Origin of the sequence: Nonomuraea rubra (assembly GCF_014207985.1) — a bacterium.
Classification (GTDB): Bacteria; Actinomycetota; Actinomycetes; order Streptosporangiales; family Streptosporangiaceae; genus Nonomuraea; species Nonomuraea rubra.
Map to the genome: position 1 here is coordinate 1004662 of NZ_JACHMI010000001.1, position 16429 is coordinate 1021090.

The window sequence follows — 16429 nt, forward strand, 5'->3', positions numbered from 1 at the left end:
GGCCGTGTGGAATTCCAGAATCAACTCGAGGGCACCTCGGCGTCAGCATTATCCCGGCGATTCTTCTTTCGCGGCGCCATCGGCGTGATAGGCGCGGCGTCGGCTTCCTGGGCAGTATCGAGTCCGGCGAGTGCGTCTGCGGCAGGCGCCGTGGCCACGGACTCGTCGCGGCGCTCGTCCGTCCGGTACAGCGCGAACGGGTGGCCCGTCCTCGTCGGCGAGAACCGCGCCGGCCGGAAGGTGGAGCAGGAAGAGGATCTGAGCTGGGCTCCCGCCTGGCTGATCAGCGGTAGCAGCGCGAACGTGACACTCCGGATCGGCGAGGTGGCGACGGTACTCCTCCACGTGGCCGCACGTTTCCACTACGAGATCGGCACGCTGGAGGACGGGGACGTGGTCGGGTACAGACCACTCGGTGACACGAGGCTGTCGGCCGCGGAGAGCAATCATTCTTCCGGGACTGCGATCGACATCAAACCCGGTTGGTATCCGTCAGGGTCGAGAGGCGGGTTCTTCCCGCAGGAACTGGCCGTGATCCGCGACATCCTGGACGAATGTGAGGGCGTGGTCCAGTGGGGCGGTGACGTCGATCGAGCTCCTGCGGAAGGGCACTTCGAGATCGGCGTTCCACCTGGCGACATCCGCTTGGTGAGGGTCGCAGAAAAGATTCAGGGTTGGAATCAGAAGCCAGGCGTGGGCGCGGGACGCAGATAGCTGAAGGCCGGGGCTGGAGGATTCCGTCCGGCCCGCGCCCACCTCTCGGTGGTTCAACACGTTCGGGGTCAGAAAGGCATGTCCTTGTTATCCGCACATGCAGAGGAATCGGTGGCCGGACCGGCGGGCACTCCACGCTTCAGGATCTTGGGACCGGTCGAGTACTGGAAGGGCGGTCGCTGGCACGGGATCACCTCACGCCACTGCCGCTCCGCCCTGGCCATTCTGCTTCTCGCTCGCGGCAGGATCGTGACGAGAGAGCAGTTCATCGACAGCATGTGGGACGACGAACCACCATCCACCGCGGCCGTCATCGTGCGCGGCGCCATCACGAAGCTTCGTCGCTGGCTCCCCGACGGCCATCGCAGGATCGCCACTCGAGACCCCGGCTATCAGCTGCAACTGGAAGAGAACGAACTGGATGCGGATCGCTTCCTCTCTCTGGTCGAGGCCGCTAGGAGGGCCCTGACCGAAGGAAATCCGCACCTGGCACGAGAACTGGCCGAACAAGCCATGGCGATGCGGCACGGCCCGGTGCTGGCCGACGTGTGCGCCGGCGATGCGTTGACCGCCGAATCGATCCACCTGGACGAATACGCCACCCTGGCTGAACAGGTGCGGACGCAGGCCATGCTGGGGTGCGGGCAGGCCCGCTGGTCCATCCCGGATTTGCGCAGAAACCTGGCTCTGTGCCCCATCGACGAGAAGTCGGCCGAGCTCCTGATGAACGCCCTGATCGAGGTCGGCAAGCCGGCTGAGGCCCTGGTCGAGTTCGACCGCATCAGGAGCTGCCTCGCGCAGGACCTCGGTGTCGACCCCGGCCCCGACCTCCGCAACCTGCATACTCGCGTGCTCAACCACTATCTGAACGCTGCATCAACAGGCGAATAGCGCCGCGATTACCGAAAATTTACACCCCACCGGCATCTTGGAACCAGAACAGAGTCCGGCCTTTAGTGGGGAGGTGCAGCTCGACGTTCCGGCATGAATTCCAGACGCAAGAGTCCTCCTTCCTCCAATGGCGGATTCTGTCGAAGAGGAGGAGTAGTTCTTGCGTCTCCGTGCGCTCCAGCGAGCAGCGATGTTGTTCCTCATGGCGACGATATCGGCAGGTGCTTGCTCAGACTCTGAACCCAATGTGGCGCCGGCCGAGGCGGCAAACCAGGGCTCGGCTGTTCCGGTTGTGCGGGAGGAGGCAGACCTCAGGCTGCCTCTCGATGATTACGACCTCGACGCAGCAGGCCGCTCAACGGTCCAGACCGCTCGCTACGCCTTGATAGCCGAGTGCCTGGCGAGATTCGGCTTCGACATGCCTGAGCATGACACCAGCCCGGCGAGGTATCCCGCCAACGCCGATTATCTCGGCTGGCTCGGAGCCCTCGACGTGAGCGTGAACGGTTACACCGGCACGGAGGATCAGGTGCTTCGCCATCGGCTTCCTGCCCGTGACGGCATCCGCGGATACCCCATACCGGCGGAGCAGGATGCCGTGCACATCGGCAGCGTAAGAACCTTCAAGGGGAAGCAGGTCCCGCCGGAGGGATGTGACGGCGAAGCGCAGCGAAAGCTCAACGGGCAGGCTCCCGGACCTGACGGAAAAGTACCTGCCAGGCCCCACATCTACAAGGACCTCTACGTCCTGATGGACGACGCGGCCGAGGCGGCTGTCTCGTCCGACGGATCACGTGTGGATCAGCGGATCGCCGAGTCGACAGCGCGCTGGAGCTCGTGCATGAAGGCGAAGGGTTTCGGCTACGGCCGGCCTTCGGATGCCGAGCACGACCCACGCTGGGCGGGGCGGCGGGAGGTCCCCGACGGAAAACACCTTGCCCCGCCCACGAAGGAGGAACTGGAGACCGCGACAGCGGATGAGCAATGCCGGCTCCAGGTGAACTACAGCGGCGCAAGGAAGGCCGCGTGGTCGGAGGCGCAGCGGAACATCATCGCGGCGAGAACAGAGCAGCTGGAGCGCCTCCGGAATCTTCAGCAAACCCGATACCGCAACGCTCTGAAAGTACTGGGTGAGAACCCGTCCTAGTCCGCCGAATACAGTTGCCACAAGAAAGGTGCACCCATGAAGATCTCCCGCCCCCTGGCCAATGGACTCGCGGTGGTCTCCGTCGCCGCAACGGGGCTTTTGGGAATCGCCGTTCCAGGCGCTGCCAGCGCTGAGACCTCACGCCCGGAAGACCCCCAGTTCAGCAACAACGCCAGGCTCGTATCTCCGGAGCTGCGGAAGGCCGAGCAAGAAGTCCTCAACGCTCCGGCACCCGCGCCGCAGCCGATCGCGCCGGAAGACCTTCCACTGAACGACTCGGAGCGGCGAGCCGCTCGCAGCGACGTGAGCATTCAGGCGGCCGACGTCTGGTGCGGAAGCTGGCTCAGCAACCCTGGTGCGGTCACCCTGGAAGCCGTCACCCACTACTACGCGGGAGAGTACTACTGGGATGCCCCCTCGCCGGAGGGCGCACAGCAGAATCTGACCTGGCGCCCGATCGCGGGAACCGTTTCGTCCAACTCCGTGCGGTACGGATGGTCGAAAATGTTCCCGGTCGACATGAACCGGATTTCCACGTTCCTGTTCGATGCGCAAATCACCACGGGCTGGTGGGACAACTCGGGTAATCCCCACTTCTGCGGATGGGGCAGCAACCTGGCGCGGACCATCGTAGGCACCGATGCGGCCTACACGGCGGGGGTCAGGCAGTCCGAAGCGACCTACATCCGCGCTCACGGAAAGCCGAGCTACCCCGGGCAGGCCTGGGAGTACCTCCCCAGCAGCCAGAGAACAGCGTTCTAGGCCGCGAGGCAACCGAACGCCCGGGGTGCCAGAGCAGCTCCGCACCCCGGGCGACCGGCCAGGACCTGGTCGGGACGACAGGATTTGAACCTGCGACCCCTTGACCCCCAGTCAAGTGCGCTACCAAGCTGCGCTACGTCCCGGTCACGTCGGTCGCCCCCGGCTCTTGAAGGCGTTCCGATCGGCCACCACCCTACAGGAGGAGCCGGACTCGTCGCGTACGCTCCCCTGCGGCACGGGCGATCGGCGAAGGGGATGGTGGAACGATGGAAGACCACGGTGAAGAGGTCGTCCTCTACTGGCGGCCGATGTGCACGTACTGCATGAAACTTCGCTTCAGCCTGCTTTTCACCCGCCTCCGCCACCGCAAGGTCAACATCTGGAAGGACCCGGACGCGGCCGCGTTCGTGCGGTCGGTGGCGAACGGCTTCGAGACCGTGCCGACCGTGACGGTGGCGGGCAGGCCGATGGTGAATCCGTCGCGACGCGAGCTCCTGGACGCCGTCAAGACGTACGCGCCGCACCTCCTGAAGGGGGCCGGCGAGTAAGGCGGCCAGGGCCCTGCTCCGTTCGGTTGACCCAGACGACGGAGGCCCCGGCCGCCATCACCCGGCGTGACATTGCCGCTACAGATGCTAGTGGAGCGGCTGGTCGAGAGGTGGCCTTTTGCTGGCCCAAAGCGGATCGGTCCTTGCCGGGTCGGAAATTTCGAGGTGGAGCGTAACAACGGGAGGGCTCGGACCACTTCCTGGTGTCAGAAGCATCCCGAACGAAGGGGCTGGGCGGTGACGGATGATGCGCACCGGTTCACCGGCATGTACGACGAATGCCGGCAACGCGTGTGGGCCTACGTGGTCAGCCGCGCGGGCCGGCAGGTGGCGGACGAGGTGGTGAGCGAGACGTTCGCCATCGCCTGGCGGCGGCTGGACGACGTGCCCGAGCCGGCGCTGCCGTGGCTGCTCGGGGTCGCCAGGAACGTGCTGCGTGACAACGTGCGCGCGGAGCTGCGGCGGGAGGCGATGGCCGCCGAGCTGCGGGCCTGGACCGAGGGGGACGTGGCCGACCAGGTGACCGAGCGGATGGGGGTGCTGCGCGCGCTGGCCGCGTTGCAGGAGGACGACCGGGAGATCCTCGTCCTCGTCGCCTGGCACGGGCTGACCCCCAAGGAGGCCGCCAGGGTCATCGGCTGCTCGTCGGCGGCGTACCGCGTACGGCTGCATCGGGCGCGCAGGCGGCTCAAGCAGGCGATGGAGGCGGAGCCGGAAGGGCGTGTACCCGAGCGGTCCAGGCCGCACGTTCGGAACCTCAGCGAGGAGTGGTCATGAACCCCATCGACGAGCTTCGGGCCGCCAGGCCCGCGCACCTCGGCGACCGGCCGGTGGACGAGCAGACGAGGGCCGTGGAGCTGGGCCGCGCCATGGCGCGGCCCAGGCAGGGGCAGGTGAAGAGGCGGCGGAGCCGGCCCGTGTGGGGGCTGGGGCTGGCAGGGGCGGCCGCCGCCGCCGTGACGGCGGTGGCGGTGGTCATGTCGGGGAGCGGCGCGGCACCCACGCCGCCGCGGGCGCCCGACGGCGGGCAGGTGGCGGCGAGCGCGGGGACGGACGCGCCCCGGGTGAGGCTGTCGGCGCGGGACGTGCTGCTCGCCGCGGCTGAGAAGGCCGACAGGCAGGCCGAGGGCAGCGGCGACTGGTGGCGGAGCGAGACGGTGAGCAGGCACCTGTACGCCGCGCGGACCGGCGGCTACCTGGTCATGGACCGGGCCCGCAGCGAAGGGTGGACGCCCCAGGGAGTCGGGGGCGACCAGTGGGCCCGCAGCCGGAAACTCGGGGCCGAGCCCGCCACCGAGGCGGACCGGGAGGCTTGGGAGCGGGCCGGGTCGCCGTCCGAGATCGAGGTCGTCGTCCCGGGCAAGGGCAGGGGAAAGGGGAAGTACGGGCCGATGGCGCTGTCCACGTCCGACGGGAAGGCCACGACCAGCCACACCCCGCTGGTGGACGGCGACAAGGTGTTCTGGCTCGGCAGGAACGTGACCATGAAGGAGCTGCGCGGGCTGCCGAGCGACCCCGGCGAGCTGAAGAAGTGGCTGATGGCCTCGTACGCGGGGCACGGCACCGAGTCCACCGGCGAGAAGATGTCGGGGGACACGTGGCTGTTCAAGGTCAGCGTCGGGCTGATCATGGACATGCCGGTGACGCCGGAGGTGCGGGGGGCGGCGTTCCGCATGCTGGCCGGGCTCGACGACGTGAAGGTCACCCAGAACGTGACCGACGCCGAGGGGCGGCAGGGCACCGCCGTGTCGGTGGTGGAGCACTACGAGGCGGGCGGCGTCTCGGAGAACCGGCTGGTCTTCGACGAGGCGACCGGGCGGGCGCTGGCCAGCGAGTACGTGGTGGTGAAGCCGGGCGGGCTGCAGGCGGGCTTCGAGCCGGGCACTGTCTGGAGCTCCAACGCGCTGATCGAGGCCGGCTGGACGGACGACCGGCCCGCCTCCTGACGCCGCCGGGGCCCGTCAGTCGCTCTGGCGGGCCTCGTGGTTGGCGCGTCAGCCGCTCTGGCGGGCCTCGTCGTTGGCGTTCGTACGGATCTGCTGGATGCGCTGCTTGGTCAGCCCGAGCAGCTCGCCGATGTCGCCGTCGGACAGGCCCAGCTCGTGCATGTGCTTGACCCGCTTCTTCAGCGTCCGCGTGTAGTCCTCGGCGATCGCGGCCGCCTGGCGCTGGAGGGCGGCGAAGTCGTCGAGATCCTGCTCGGACAGGCCGGGCAGCGTGTAGTGGAAGACCGGCGACGGCGGCCGGTCCCGGTCGCCGAACAGGAACGGGAGACCCTCGGCCACGTCCGCGTGCAGCTCCCTGAGCGTGCGCGCGGACATGCCGCCGGCCACGCCGTCCACCTGGGCCAGCCAGAGGTTGCCGGCCATGGTGACGTGGACGTCGACGCGGTCTGCGGTCATGGGTACTCCAGTCAATCCTTCAGCCAGCCCTCGCCGAACAGGTGTGCCAGCCCTCGTTCGAGGGAGTCCACCAGGTGCGGTGTCTCCCCGGGGTAGAGCGGGACGATCGCGCGGGCGGCGACCCGGCCCTCGGCGTCCCACAGCAGCAGGAGCCGCTGGCGCCTGGTCGTCTCGGCCCAGTCGCAGCGCAGGCCGTGGTGGTGGGAGAGCCCGATGATCCGATCGCGGATGGCCGCGTAGTCGTCTCGTTCTACCACACGCGGCAGACTATATCCCTTGGCTACCATCGACAATGGGTCTTGTCGGCATGATTTCGCCATGCGTGTTGGTTACCGGACACTCCAGGCCCGCAGGAAGGCGTCCACGGCGGCGACGGCCATCGTCCGCAGCTCCGCGTCCTCCAGCTGGCGGGTGCCGAGCTGGGTGCGGGCCTCCAGCGGGCCGAGGAGCAGGGCCAGGAACTGCTCGGCCGCCAGGTCCGGGTCCGCGGCCCGCAGGCAGCCGGCCAGGGCGAGACGGGCCAGGCGGTCGGCCAGCGCCTGGTTGAGCCGGTCGGGGCCGCTCTCCTGGATGATCTCCAGGATGTCGGGGAAGTGAATGATCTCCGAGTAGAGGAGCCGGCGCAGCGCGCACGAGCGGCCGTCGGTGTGCAGGCGGAGCAGGGCGTGGGCGACCCCCTCCAGCGTGGCGCGCAGGTCGCCGCCGGGGGTGCCGAGCGGCTCCAGGGCGGCGATGCGCTGCTCCAGGATGGCGCGGGCGGCGGCCTCCATGGCGTGCCTGAACAGCGTGGCCTTGTCGGTCATGTGGTTGTAGACCGTCGGCTTGGCCACGCCCGCCTCGCGGGCGATCTCCTGCACGCAGGACTGGGCGTAGCCCTCCCGCGCGAACACGGTGAACGCGCCCTCCAGGATCGCCTGCCGCTTGTCGATGCGCCCCCGCGTGGTCGTCATGGCATCGATTGTACTCATGGGTTCACTTTCGTAGGCACGTCGGTCTATGTTTGAACTCATGAGTTCAGAAAAGTTGGACGGTCGGTTGTTGTGGCTGATCGCCGTGATCCTGCTCGGCGGGCTGCTGGGCATCCTCAACAGCACCCTGGCCGCGGTCGCCACCGGCACCCTGGGCGCCGCCTTCGACACCTCGCTGAGCACGATCGGCTGGGCGTCCACCGGGTTCCTGCTGGCCGTGACGGCCACGATCACCGGGCTGCGCGGCGTCTTCTGGCTGGCCGTGGTCTCGAACCTGGTCGTCCTGTCCCTCATCCCGCTCCTGCCCGGCAAGGCCGGCGCGCAGGAGCCCGTACGGCGAGAAGGAGTGCACGCGTGAAGACGTTGGTGATCACCGGCGGCACCGACGGGATGGGCAGGGCGCTCGCCCGCACCTACCTGGAGCGCGGCGACACGGTCGCCGTCGTGGGCAGGGACGCGGCCAAGGCGCTGCCGGGAGCGGTGTTCATCCAGGCGGACCTGAGCCTGATCAGCGAGAACCGGAGGGTGATCGAGGAGGTCAACGCCAGGTTCCCGGCCGTGGACGCGCTGGTGTTGTGCGCGCGGTACTTCCGTACGCACCGGTTCGTGACGAAGGAGGGGCTGGAGGGCACGTTCGCGCTGGACTACCTGAGCCGCTTCCTGCTCAGCCACGGCCTCACCGCGCCCCGGACGATCGTGAACGTGTCGGGGCCCGGGCAGCCGGACGGGCGCATCCACTGGGATGACCTGATGCTGGAGCGCTCGTACGACGGCGTGACGGCGCAGTTCCAGGCCGGGAAGGCGAACGACCTGCTGGGCGTCGCGTTCGCCGCACGGCACGGGGCACGCACCCGGTACGTCCTGATCCATCCGGGCGGGGTCTCGACGAGCGTCGCCGGCGAGTACGACGCCGCGACCGCCGCGCACGTGGAGGCACTCAAGCGGCACGGCGTCCCGGTCGAGGAGGGGATCAAGCCGATCGTCGCCCGCCTCGACGACCCGCCCGCGGAGCCGCTCACCGCCTTCGCCCGCCACCGGCGGATCGGCCTGGACCTGCCGTCCTTCGACGCGCGGGCGGCGGAACGGCTGCACGAGCGGACCCTGGAGCTGATTGGTCCGAGAGGCGGACCAATTTAGCGAGATTGGCTCTATGGCCTGGCCATTCATGCCGTTTTGATGGGACCTGTTCAACGTATCGAGGAGGCAATGATCATGGCTGTCGACATCAGCGCCGCAGTGTCGGTCCCCGAGGCCATCGGGACGCTCCCGGGCCCCTGGCAGCAGCGGCAACTCGCCGAGGTGAACGACGCGGTCGTGCGGCTGGCCCGGCTCCACGGCGAGTTCCCCTGGCACTACCACGACGAGGACGAGCTGTTCCTGTGCTGGGACGGCACGTTCCGGCTGGAGCTGGAGGGGCGCGAGCCGGTCGTCATGACGCCCGGCGACCTCTTCGTCGTCCCGCGCGGCCTGCGGCACAGGCCCGTGGCGGACGAGCCGGCCCACGCGCTCATGGTGGAGAAGCCGGAGACCAAGCAGTACGGCAACTGACGCTAAATCGGTTGCGGGGGTATGAGAAGTCTGGCCAGATAGATCGCGTTCGGAGTGTGACCGGGAGGAGGCGATACGAGATGACGTACAACGAGGTGACCGGAACGCGGCGTCCGCTCAGGATGTGGGCGGAGCCGGAGACAGTCGAGCCGCAGGCGATGCAGCAGCTTCGCAACGTGGCGAACCTTGAGTGGGTTCACGGTGTCGCCGTCATGCCGGACGTGCACCACGGCAAGGGCGCGACCGTGGGCTCGGTCATCGCGATGCGGGACGCTGTCTCGCCCGCGGCCGTCGGCGTGGACATCGGGTGCGGCATGACGGCCGTCAAGACGTCGTACCAGGCTTCGCGGCTCCCCGACAACCTGGCCTACCTGCGCGGGAAGCTCGAGCAGGCCGTGCCGGTCGGGTTCGGGCACCACAAGCGGCCGGTCGATCCGGGCGAGGTGCACGGGATGAAGCCGGCCGGGTGGGCGGAGTTCTGGAAGGGCTTCGACGAGCTGGCGCCGGCCGTCATGGCGCGGCGCGAGCGGGCCGAGGTGCAGATGGGCACGCTCGGCGGTGGCAACCACTTCCTCGAGGTCTGCGCGGACGACGAGGGCTGGGTGTGGGTCGTGCTGCACTCCGGGTCGCGCAACATCGGCAAGGAGCTGGCGGAGCACCACATCGGGGTGGCGCGCGGGCTGTCGCACAACCAGGGCCTGGTGGACCGGGACCTGGCGGTCTTCCTCGGCCGCACGTCCGAGATGGACGCCTACCGGCGCGACCTGTTCTGGGCGCAGGACTACGCGCGGCGCAACCGGGCGCTGATGATGGGGCTGGTGTGCGACGTGCTGCGGCGGCACCTGCCCGAGATCACGTTCGACCAGCCGATCTCCTGCCACCACAACTACGTGGCGGAGGAACGGTACGACGGGGTGGACGTGCTCGTGACCAGGAAGGGCGCGATCCGGGCCGGCGCCGGGGAGCTGGGGATCATCCCGGGCTCGATGGCCACCGGGACGTACATCGTCAAGGGCCTGGGCAACGCGGCGGCGTTCAACTCGGCCTCGCACGGGGCGGGGCGGAAGATGAGCCGTACCAAGGCGAAGAAGACGTTCACCGTCAAGGACCTGGAGGAGCAGACGGCGGGCGTGGAGTGCCGCAAGGACTCCGGGGTGCTGGATGAGATTCCGGGTGCGTACAAGGATCTGGAGTCCGTGATGGCGGCGCAGACGGACCTGGTGCAGGTGGTCGCGCACCTGCGGCAGCTCATCTGCATCAAGGGCTAGAGCGGCTGGCGGGCCGGGCGCGGCGGGTGGCCCGCCGCCGCCGGTTCACGCCGACTCCCGTACGACCAGCTCGGCCGGCAGCAGTACGGGCTCGCCGGAGCCGCCCTCGAACAACCCCAGCAGCAGGTCCACGGTCGCGGTGGCCCAGTCGGTCATCGGGCTGTGGACCGTGGTCAGGGCGGGGGCGGTGTAGCGGGCGGCCTCGATGTCGTCGAAGCCCACCACCGCCACGTCGTCCGGCACCCTGCGGCCCGCCTCGCGCAGGGTGCGCAGGGCGCCGATGGCCATGAGGTCGTTGGCGGCGAAGACGGCGTCCAGGCCGGGGTCGTCCTGGAGGAGCTGGCGCATGGCGTCGGCGCCGGAGACGCGGGTGAAGTCGCCGATCGCGACGATGGAGCGGTGGCCGGTCCGGCGCATGACGTCCGTGTAGCCGGTGAGGCGCTCCTGCGAGGCGATCATGTCCAGCGGGCCCGTGATCGTGGCCACCCGGCGTCTGCCCTGCCGCAGGAGGTGCCGTACGGCGAGGTCGGTGCCGCCGGGGTTGTCGTTGTCCACGTACGGGACGGCCGGGTTCGTGCGGCCCAGGGAGACGACCGGGATGCCCTGGCGGGCCAGCGTCGAGGGCAGGGAGTCCGCCCCGTGCATGGAGACGAGCATGACGCCGTCCACGTGGCCTGCCGCGACGTACCGTGTGACCCGGGCGCGGCTGTCCTCGGAGCCGGCCAGCATGAGCACCACCTGCTTGCCCGCCGACTCCAGCTTCCTGCTGGCCTGGCGGATCACGGCCGAGAACATCGGGTCGTCCGAGACCAGGCCCTTGGGCGGGTCGGAGACGACGAGGGCGACGGCGTTCGTGCGGCGGGTGGCGAGGTTGCGGGCGGCGGCGTGGGGGACGTAGCCGAGCTCCCTGACGGCTCTCAGCACGACCTCGCGGATGGACGGGGCGACGGTGGTGGCGCCGTTGATCACTCGGGACACGCTGGACTTGGAGACGCCGGCGCGGGCGGCCACGGCTTCCAGGGTGGGTCTGTTCACTTCCCTCCTAGCGGGCGAGAGAGCGCTTCCCCATGAGGGTGGGGTGCGGGGCGCGGAGCAGTCAAGAAGGGGGGTGCCGGGGAATGTTTCTCGGGGCTCGGGCGGCGCTGGGGTCGGTCGCATGGTGGATCTCGGATCGTGGCTGGTCAGATGGTATGGAAGGGGTCGCGGGCGTGGCGAAGAGAGCGCTCTCTTTTGCGTCGGAGAGGTTTCTGGGGAGTTAACGAACGCCTTGACAGGGGTTGGCGACGCGAGCACTCTCCTTCTCAGGGAGCGCTCCCTCGAACCATCCCCCAGTTTGACGGAGACGTTGTGAGTCCACTGTTACGCCGTCTCGTGGCGCTCGTCGCCCTCGTGATCCCCCTGTCCTCCCTGGCGGTCCTGCCGGCCCACGCCGCCGACCCGCTGCTGTCCCAGGGCAAGCCCGTCACCGCCTCCTCCACCGAGAGCGCCGCCGCCTTCCCCGCCTCCGCCGCCGTGGACGGCGATCCCGGCACCCGCTGGTCCAGCGCGTTCTCCGACCCGCAGTGGATCCAGGTGGACCTCGGCTCGGCCGCCACCATCAGCCAGGTCGAGCTGAGCTGGGAGGCCGCGTACGCCACCGCCTTCCAGGTCCAGGCGTCCACCGACGGCAGCACCTGGAGCACCCTCTACTCGACCGCCGCCGGCACCGGCGGAAACCAGACCCTGTCCGTGTCCGGAAGCGGCAGGTACGTCCGCGTCCACGGCACCCAGCGCGCCACCCAGTGGGGCTACAGCCTCTGGGAGTTCAAGGTGTACGGGACCGGGAGCGGTACCGGCGGCGAGCGGCTGCTGTCGTACAACAAGCCCGGCGTCGCCTCCAGCTCGCAGCACGACGCGAACTGCTGGGAGTGCACCCCGGCCAGGGCGTTCGACCTCGACCCCGCCAGCAGGTGGGCCACGGCTGCGTGGTCGGACCCGGGCTGGATCCACGTCGACCTGGGCGCGACCGCCCAGATCAGCAAGGTCGTGCTGCAGTGGGACCCGGCCTACGCCAGGTCGTTCCAGATCCAGACCTCCCCTGACGCGAACACCTGGACCACCATCTACAGCACGACCAGCGGCACCGGCTTCAAGCAGACGCTGAACGTCAGCGGCACCGGCCGGTACGTCCGCATGTACGGCACCCAGCGCGCCGGCGCCTACGGCTACAGCCTGTGGGAGTTCCAGGTGTACGGCACCGGCGGCAACCCCACCACCCCGCCCGCCCCGCCCAGGGACCCCGCCAACCCGCCGGCCCTGGTGTGGAGCGACGAGTTCAACGGCGCCGCCGGCACCAAGCCCGACGCCGCCAAGTGGCGGGCCGACCCCGGCACCGGCCCGAACAACGAGCTGGAGTACTACACCAACCACGACAACGCCTCGATGGACGGCCAGGGACATCTGGTCATGGAGGCCCGCAAGCAGGCCACGCCCGGCTCCGCCTGCCCGCCCGACCCGCTCACCGGCAGCACCACCTGCCAGTACACCTCCGCCAGGATGAACACCGGGACGAAGTTCCACTTCACCTACGGCCGCGTCGAGGCCCGGATCAAGGTGCCGAAGGGCAACGGGCTCTGGCCGGCGTTCTGGATGATGGGGGCCGACTTCCTGACCGGGCGGCCGTGGCCGTACAACGGCGAGATCGACATCATGGAGGTGCTCGGCAAGGACGTGAAGACGTCCTACTCGACCGTGCACGCGCCCGCGTACAACGGGGGCGGCGGCGTCGGGTCGCCGTACACGCTGCCGAACGGCGCCGACTACTCCGACGACTTCCACGTCTGGGCAGCCAACTGGGACAGCAAGGGCATCGTCTACACGCTCGACGGGCGGACGGTGTTCACGATCAGCAAGGACCAGGTCGAGCAGACGCGCGGCCCCTGGATCTTCGACCACCCCTTCTACATCATCCTCAACCTCGCCGTGGGCGGCGACTGGCCGGGGCCGCCGGACGCCGCCACGCCCTTCCCGTCAAGGATGCTCGTCGACTACGTGCGGGTCTACCAGTGACCCGCGTCAAGGGAGCCGCCATGCGGATCTTAGCCCTGTTGTCACTGCTGCTCGGCACGTTCGTCGTCGCCGCGCCGCCGCCCGCCGCGGCCGAGCCCGTACGGGTGGCGGAGTTCCTCGCCGACTGCCCGTTCAGCCACCGGCTGCCCGACGACCCGATCGTCTTCCCCGGCCTGCCGGGCGCCTCGCACATGCACAGCTTCTTCGGCAGCCGCGTCACCAACGCCCACACCCAGCTCAACGACCTGCTGAACGGCGCCACGAACTGCAACCCGGCCGTGGACAAGTCGTCGTACTGGGTGCCGACCCTCTACCGGGACGGCGCCCCGGTCGAGCCGGCCATCGTCACGTTCTACTACCTCGGGGAAGGGGTCAGGGACGACATCATCGCCAGGATCCAGCCGCTCCCGCTGGGGCTGCGGATCGTGGCGGGCAACGCCAAGGCCACCGGCCCCGACAGCACGACGATCTCCCGGTGGTCGTGCCTGCACGCCGGGCACGTGGGAGCCTCCAAGGACTTCGTGAACTGCCCGTCGGGCACGATGCTGGAGTCGTACCTGGACTTCCCGCAGTGCTGGAACGGGCGGGACCTGGACTCCGCCGACCACAAGAGCCACATGGCCTACCCGGTGGCGGGGGCGTGCCCGAGCACGCATCCGGTGCCGGTGCCGAAGTTGCGGCAGGTGATCCGGTATCCGGTCAGCGGGGATCCGTCCCGGTTCCGGCTGTCGTCGGGCGGCGGGTTCACGATGCACGGCGACTTCTTCAATGCCTGGCCGGTGGCCGAGATGGAACGGCGGGTGCGTGACTGCATCCGGCCGATCATCAAGTGCGGCGCCGACGGGCGTCCTTCGTAGGTGTTCCGTACGTCCGGGCGGGTGCGCGCCTGCCCGGACGTGCCTGCTCATGGTCTCAGGAAGGCGGTCTTGCCGGTGTCGCGGCGGTTCGTGTGCGTGTTGCTGGTTGCTGCGTCGGTGGGGTGCTCACCCGCTGAACGGGACGCTGTCCCCGCTTCCGGAGGTGGCGTGCCGTCTGCTGCTTCGAGCGGCGTCGCGAGCCCCGCCTCGGAGTTCACCACGACCGACGTCGCGTGGTTGCAGCTCACCGACGCCCTGCACACGCGGGCGCTGCCCCTGCTGGAGCTCGCGCCGCGGCACGCGGCCAGCAGGTCGCTGGCCGGCCTCGCCGTACGGCTCGGCAAGGCGCACGAGGCGGGCCGTGGCCGGTTGCGGGCCCTGCTCGCCCAGGCCGGGGTGAGCGGTGAGAACCCGCACACCCGGCACGACATGCCCGGCATGCCCACGGCACAGGACCTGGAGACCCTGGCTGGGCTGCGTGACAACGCCTTCGACCGGCGCTTCGCCGAGTTGCTGCGGGCGCACCTGGAGCAGCTCGTGCTGGTCGCGAACGGCGAACGGGACTCCGGCGGCGCGGCGGCGGCACGGGAGCTGGCGGAGACGATGGCCCGCGAGCACAGCGACGATCTCGCCGAGCTGGATCGGGCGGTCGCCGCGTAGGTTGAGGGGCATGGAGCTCGGGGAACTGGTGGGCGCGGGGCGCAGCGCGGACGTGTACGCGATCGGTGACGGGCGGGTGCTGCGCCGCTACCGGGTCGACGTCGACGCCCGGCGTGAGCTGGAGATCATGGCGCACGTGGCCGCGCACGGGTTTCCCGTGCCGGAGGTCTTCCCCGGCGAGAGCAGCGCCACCGACCTGGTGATGGGACGGGTGTCCGGGCCGACGATGCTGCACGCCCTGCTGGCCGGGGAGATCGCGGTCGAGGAGGCGGGCCGGACGCTCGCCCGGCTGCTGCGACGGCTGCACCGGATCCCGGCCAGGGCGTCCCGCGATCCCCGTGACCGGATCCTGCACCTGGACCTGCATCCCGACAACGTGATGCTGACGCCGGACGGGCCCGTGGTGATCGACTGGTGCAACGCCAGGGAGGGGCGGCCCGCGCTGGACTGCGCTCTGTCGGCGCTGATCCTCGCGCAGGTGGCCGTGGACGGTGAGAGCGAGCTGGCGCGGGCGGCGGGGGCGGCGGTCGCCGTGCTGGTCGGGGAGCTGGGGGAGGACCTGGATCCGGGCGGGCCGCTCGACGACGCCATGGCCCGGCGCGCCGCCGACCGGGCGCTCAGCGAGCGCGAGGTCGGCCTGCTGGACGAGGCGGTGGCGCTGATCAGACGGCTGGCCGGGCGTGGGGCGGGCTGATGGAGGTCGGCTCGGGGTGTCGGTACCAGGCCCGGGCTGATGGCGGCGGGCCCGAGGTGTCAGTGCCAGGCGCCCTTGGCGGCGGCTTCCGCGGCGAAGGTCTCGAAGGACTTCGGGGGGCGGCCTGTCACCTCGCTCACCGTGTCGGCGACCGGCTGGTCGCCGAGGGCGCGGAGGGCGCCGAACGCCTTGGCCGCGTGGATCGACTCGCCGGAGAAGCCGTTGGCGGCGATGTAGTCCTCGTCGCCGCCCAGGTAGCGCACCTCGCGGCCGATGGCACGGCCGATGATCTCCACGGCCTCCCCGAAGGCCAGCGAGGCGGGCCCGGTGAGGTCGTAGGCGCGCCCGGCGTGACCCTTCCGGGTGAGGGCCGCGGCGGCGACGGCGGCGATGTCGTCGGCGTCGACGAACGCCTGGCGTACGTCGCCGAGGGGGATCAGGACCTCGCCCGCCATGATCGCCGGGCGGAAGAAGCCCTCGTCGAAGTTCTGGTTGAACCAGCTCGGGCGCAGGATCGTCCACTCGGCCCCGCTGTCGCGCACCGTGCGCTCGGCCGCCAGCAGGCGCTCGTCGCCCATGGCCTCGATGGCGCCGCTCGACAGCAGCACGATGCGCTCGACGCCCCGCTCCACGGCCAGTGACACGAACGCCGGATCGACAGGGACGCCGTCGGGCGCCATCAGGTAGAGGGCCGACGCGCCCGACAGGGCCGGCTCCCAGGTGCCGGGCTCGGACCAGTCGAAGGTGGCCTGGCCGCTCCTGGAGGCGCCCCGTACGGCATGGCCGGCGGCACGCAGCTGCTCCGCGACGCGGCGGCCGGTGGACCCTGTGGCACCGAGGACGAGGATCATCACATCGCGTGTCATGCCCCTAGCCAAGCAAAGGGCACCGACAGAACCCGTCAAAGGCATCCTGAGCAGGT

At 69.8% G+C, this 16429-nt stretch carries 20 protein-coding genes and 1 tRNA gene; 15 read left to right on the plus strand and 6 right to left on the minus strand.

What is annotated here, in order from left to right:
- The first annotated feature begins 6 nt into the window (after positions 1–6).
- The 4 genes from HD593_RS04620 to HD593_RS04635 all read left to right on the plus strand — a co-directional run bounded on the left by HD593_RS04620 (position 7) and on the right by HD593_RS04635 (position 3514).
- Positions 7–714 (plus strand): M15 family metallopeptidase, encoded by a 708-nt coding sequence (locus HD593_RS04620; protein ID WP_221524611.1) that lies wholly within the window; start codon positions 7–9, stop codon positions 712–714.
- A 147-nt stretch (positions 715–861) separates the two neighbouring features.
- Entirely contained in the window at positions 862–1605 is a 744-nt protein-coding gene (locus tag HD593_RS04625; RefSeq protein ID WP_185100876.1) for an AfsR/SARP family transcriptional regulator, read from the plus strand.
- A gap of 190 nt (positions 1606–1795) precedes the next feature.
- Complete coding sequence (locus HD593_RS04630) at positions 1796–2752, plus strand: hypothetical protein (protein ID WP_185100877.1); 957 nt, start codon at positions 1796–1798, stop codon at positions 2750–2752.
- 36 nt (positions 2753–2788) lie between these two features.
- Positions 2789–3514, plus strand: coding sequence for a hypothetical protein (locus HD593_RS04635; protein ID WP_185100878.1), 726 nt, complete (start codon positions 2789–2791; stop codon positions 3512–3514).
- Between the two features lie 66 nt (positions 3515–3580).
- On the opposite strand, the gene HD593_RS04640 is transcribed toward HD593_RS04635, so the two are convergent.
- Positions 3581–3657: transfer RNA gene (locus tag HD593_RS04640), tRNA-Pro, on the minus strand.
- A gap of 123 nt (positions 3658–3780) precedes the next feature.
- Between HD593_RS04640 and HD593_RS04645 the strand changes: the two genes are divergently transcribed.
- The 3 genes from HD593_RS04645 to HD593_RS04655 all read left to right on the plus strand — a co-directional run bounded on the left by HD593_RS04645 (position 3781) and on the right by HD593_RS04655 (position 6008).
- A complete protein-coding gene (locus HD593_RS04645; RefSeq protein ID WP_185100879.1) occupies positions 3781–4062 on the plus strand; it encodes a glutaredoxin domain-containing protein in 282 nt (93 codons plus the stop codon).
- 237 nt (positions 4063–4299) lie between these two features.
- Positions 4300–4839 (plus strand): RNA polymerase sigma factor, encoded by a 540-nt coding sequence (locus HD593_RS04650; protein WP_312903350.1) that lies wholly within the window; start codon positions 4300–4302, stop codon positions 4837–4839.
- Positions 4836–6008 carry a CU044_5270 family protein gene (locus HD593_RS04655; RefSeq protein WP_185100880.1) on the plus strand — a complete coding sequence of 391 codons (1173 nt, stop codon included), beginning with the start codon at positions 4836–4838 and terminating at the stop codon, positions 6006–6008. The genes HD593_RS04650 and HD593_RS04655 overlap by 4 nt, the downstream gene beginning before the upstream one ends.
- 48 nt (positions 6009–6056) lie before the next feature.
- On the opposite strand, the gene HD593_RS04660 is transcribed toward HD593_RS04655, so the two are convergent.
- The 3 genes from HD593_RS04660 to HD593_RS04670 all read right to left on the minus strand — a co-directional run bounded on the left by HD593_RS04660 (position 6057) and on the right by HD593_RS04670 (position 7414).
- On the minus strand, positions 6057–6464 hold the full coding sequence (locus HD593_RS04660) for a hypothetical protein (RefSeq protein WP_185100881.1): 408 nt from the start codon (positions 6462–6464) through the stop codon (positions 6057–6059).
- Between the two features lie 11 nt (positions 6465–6475).
- A complete protein-coding gene (locus tag HD593_RS04665) occupies positions 6476–6721 on the minus strand; it encodes a hypothetical protein (protein WP_185100882.1) in 246 nt (81 codons plus the stop codon).
- Between the two features lie 72 nt (positions 6722–6793).
- Complete coding sequence (locus HD593_RS04670) at positions 6794–7414, minus strand: TetR/AcrR family transcriptional regulator (protein WP_185100883.1); 621 nt, start codon at positions 7412–7414, stop codon at positions 6794–6796.
- A gap of 58 nt (positions 7415–7472) precedes the next feature.
- On the opposite strand from HD593_RS04670, the gene HD593_RS61105 reads away from it, so the two are divergent.
- The 4 genes from HD593_RS61105 to HD593_RS04690 all read left to right on the plus strand — a co-directional run bounded on the left by HD593_RS61105 (position 7473) and on the right by HD593_RS04690 (position 10248).
- Entirely contained in the window at positions 7473–7790 is a 318-nt protein-coding gene (locus HD593_RS61105; protein ID WP_246546288.1) for a hypothetical protein, read from the plus strand.
- Positions 7787–8569, plus strand: coding sequence for an SDR family NAD(P)-dependent oxidoreductase (locus HD593_RS04680; RefSeq protein ID WP_185100884.1), 783 nt, complete (start codon positions 7787–7789; stop codon positions 8567–8569). The genes HD593_RS61105 and HD593_RS04680 overlap by 4 nt, the downstream gene beginning before the upstream one ends.
- A gap of 75 nt (positions 8570–8644) precedes the next feature.
- Complete coding sequence (locus HD593_RS04685) at positions 8645–8980, plus strand: cupin domain-containing protein (RefSeq protein ID WP_246546291.1); 336 nt, start codon at positions 8645–8647, stop codon at positions 8978–8980.
- Positions 8981–9060: 80 nt separating this feature from the next.
- Complete coding sequence (locus HD593_RS04690) at positions 9061–10248, plus strand: RtcB family protein (RefSeq protein WP_185100886.1); 1188 nt, start codon at positions 9061–9063, stop codon at positions 10246–10248.
- A 45-nt stretch (positions 10249–10293) separates the two neighbouring features.
- Here HD593_RS04690 and HD593_RS04695 read toward each other — a convergent pair whose 3' ends face one another.
- Complete coding sequence (locus HD593_RS04695) at positions 10294–11283, minus strand: LacI family DNA-binding transcriptional regulator (RefSeq protein ID WP_312903351.1); 990 nt, start codon at positions 11281–11283, stop codon at positions 10294–10296.
- 312 nt (positions 11284–11595) lie between these two features.
- Between HD593_RS04695 and HD593_RS04700 the strand changes: the two genes are divergently transcribed.
- The 4 genes from HD593_RS04700 (at position 11596) to HD593_RS04715 (ending at position 15507) form a co-directional block, all read left to right on the plus strand.
- Complete coding sequence (locus HD593_RS04700) at positions 11596–13296, plus strand: discoidin domain-containing protein (RefSeq protein ID WP_312903352.1); 1701 nt, start codon at positions 11596–11598, stop codon at positions 13294–13296.
- Between the two features lie 20 nt (positions 13297–13316).
- Positions 13317–14153, plus strand: coding sequence for a DUF1996 domain-containing protein (locus tag HD593_RS04705; RefSeq protein ID WP_185100888.1), 837 nt, complete (start codon positions 13317–13319; stop codon positions 14151–14153).
- A 168-nt stretch (positions 14154–14321) separates the two neighbouring features.
- Positions 14322–14813, plus strand: coding sequence for a DUF305 domain-containing protein (locus HD593_RS04710; RefSeq protein ID WP_185100889.1), 492 nt, complete (start codon positions 14322–14324; stop codon positions 14811–14813).
- Between the two features lie 10 nt (positions 14814–14823).
- The gene (locus HD593_RS04715) at positions 14824–15507 is read left to right on the plus strand and encodes a phosphotransferase (RefSeq protein WP_185100890.1); all 684 of its coding nucleotides are present in this window, start codon (positions 14824–14826) and stop codon (positions 15505–15507) included.
- Between the two features lie 59 nt (positions 15508–15566).
- Here the strand turns inward: HD593_RS04715 and HD593_RS04720 are convergent, their stop codons facing one another.
- Positions 15567–16373 carry an NAD(P)H-binding protein gene (locus HD593_RS04720; protein WP_185100891.1) on the minus strand — a complete coding sequence of 269 codons (807 nt, stop codon included), beginning with the start codon at positions 16371–16373 and terminating at the stop codon, positions 15567–15569.
- Between the last annotated feature and the right edge of the window lie 56 nt (positions 16374–16429).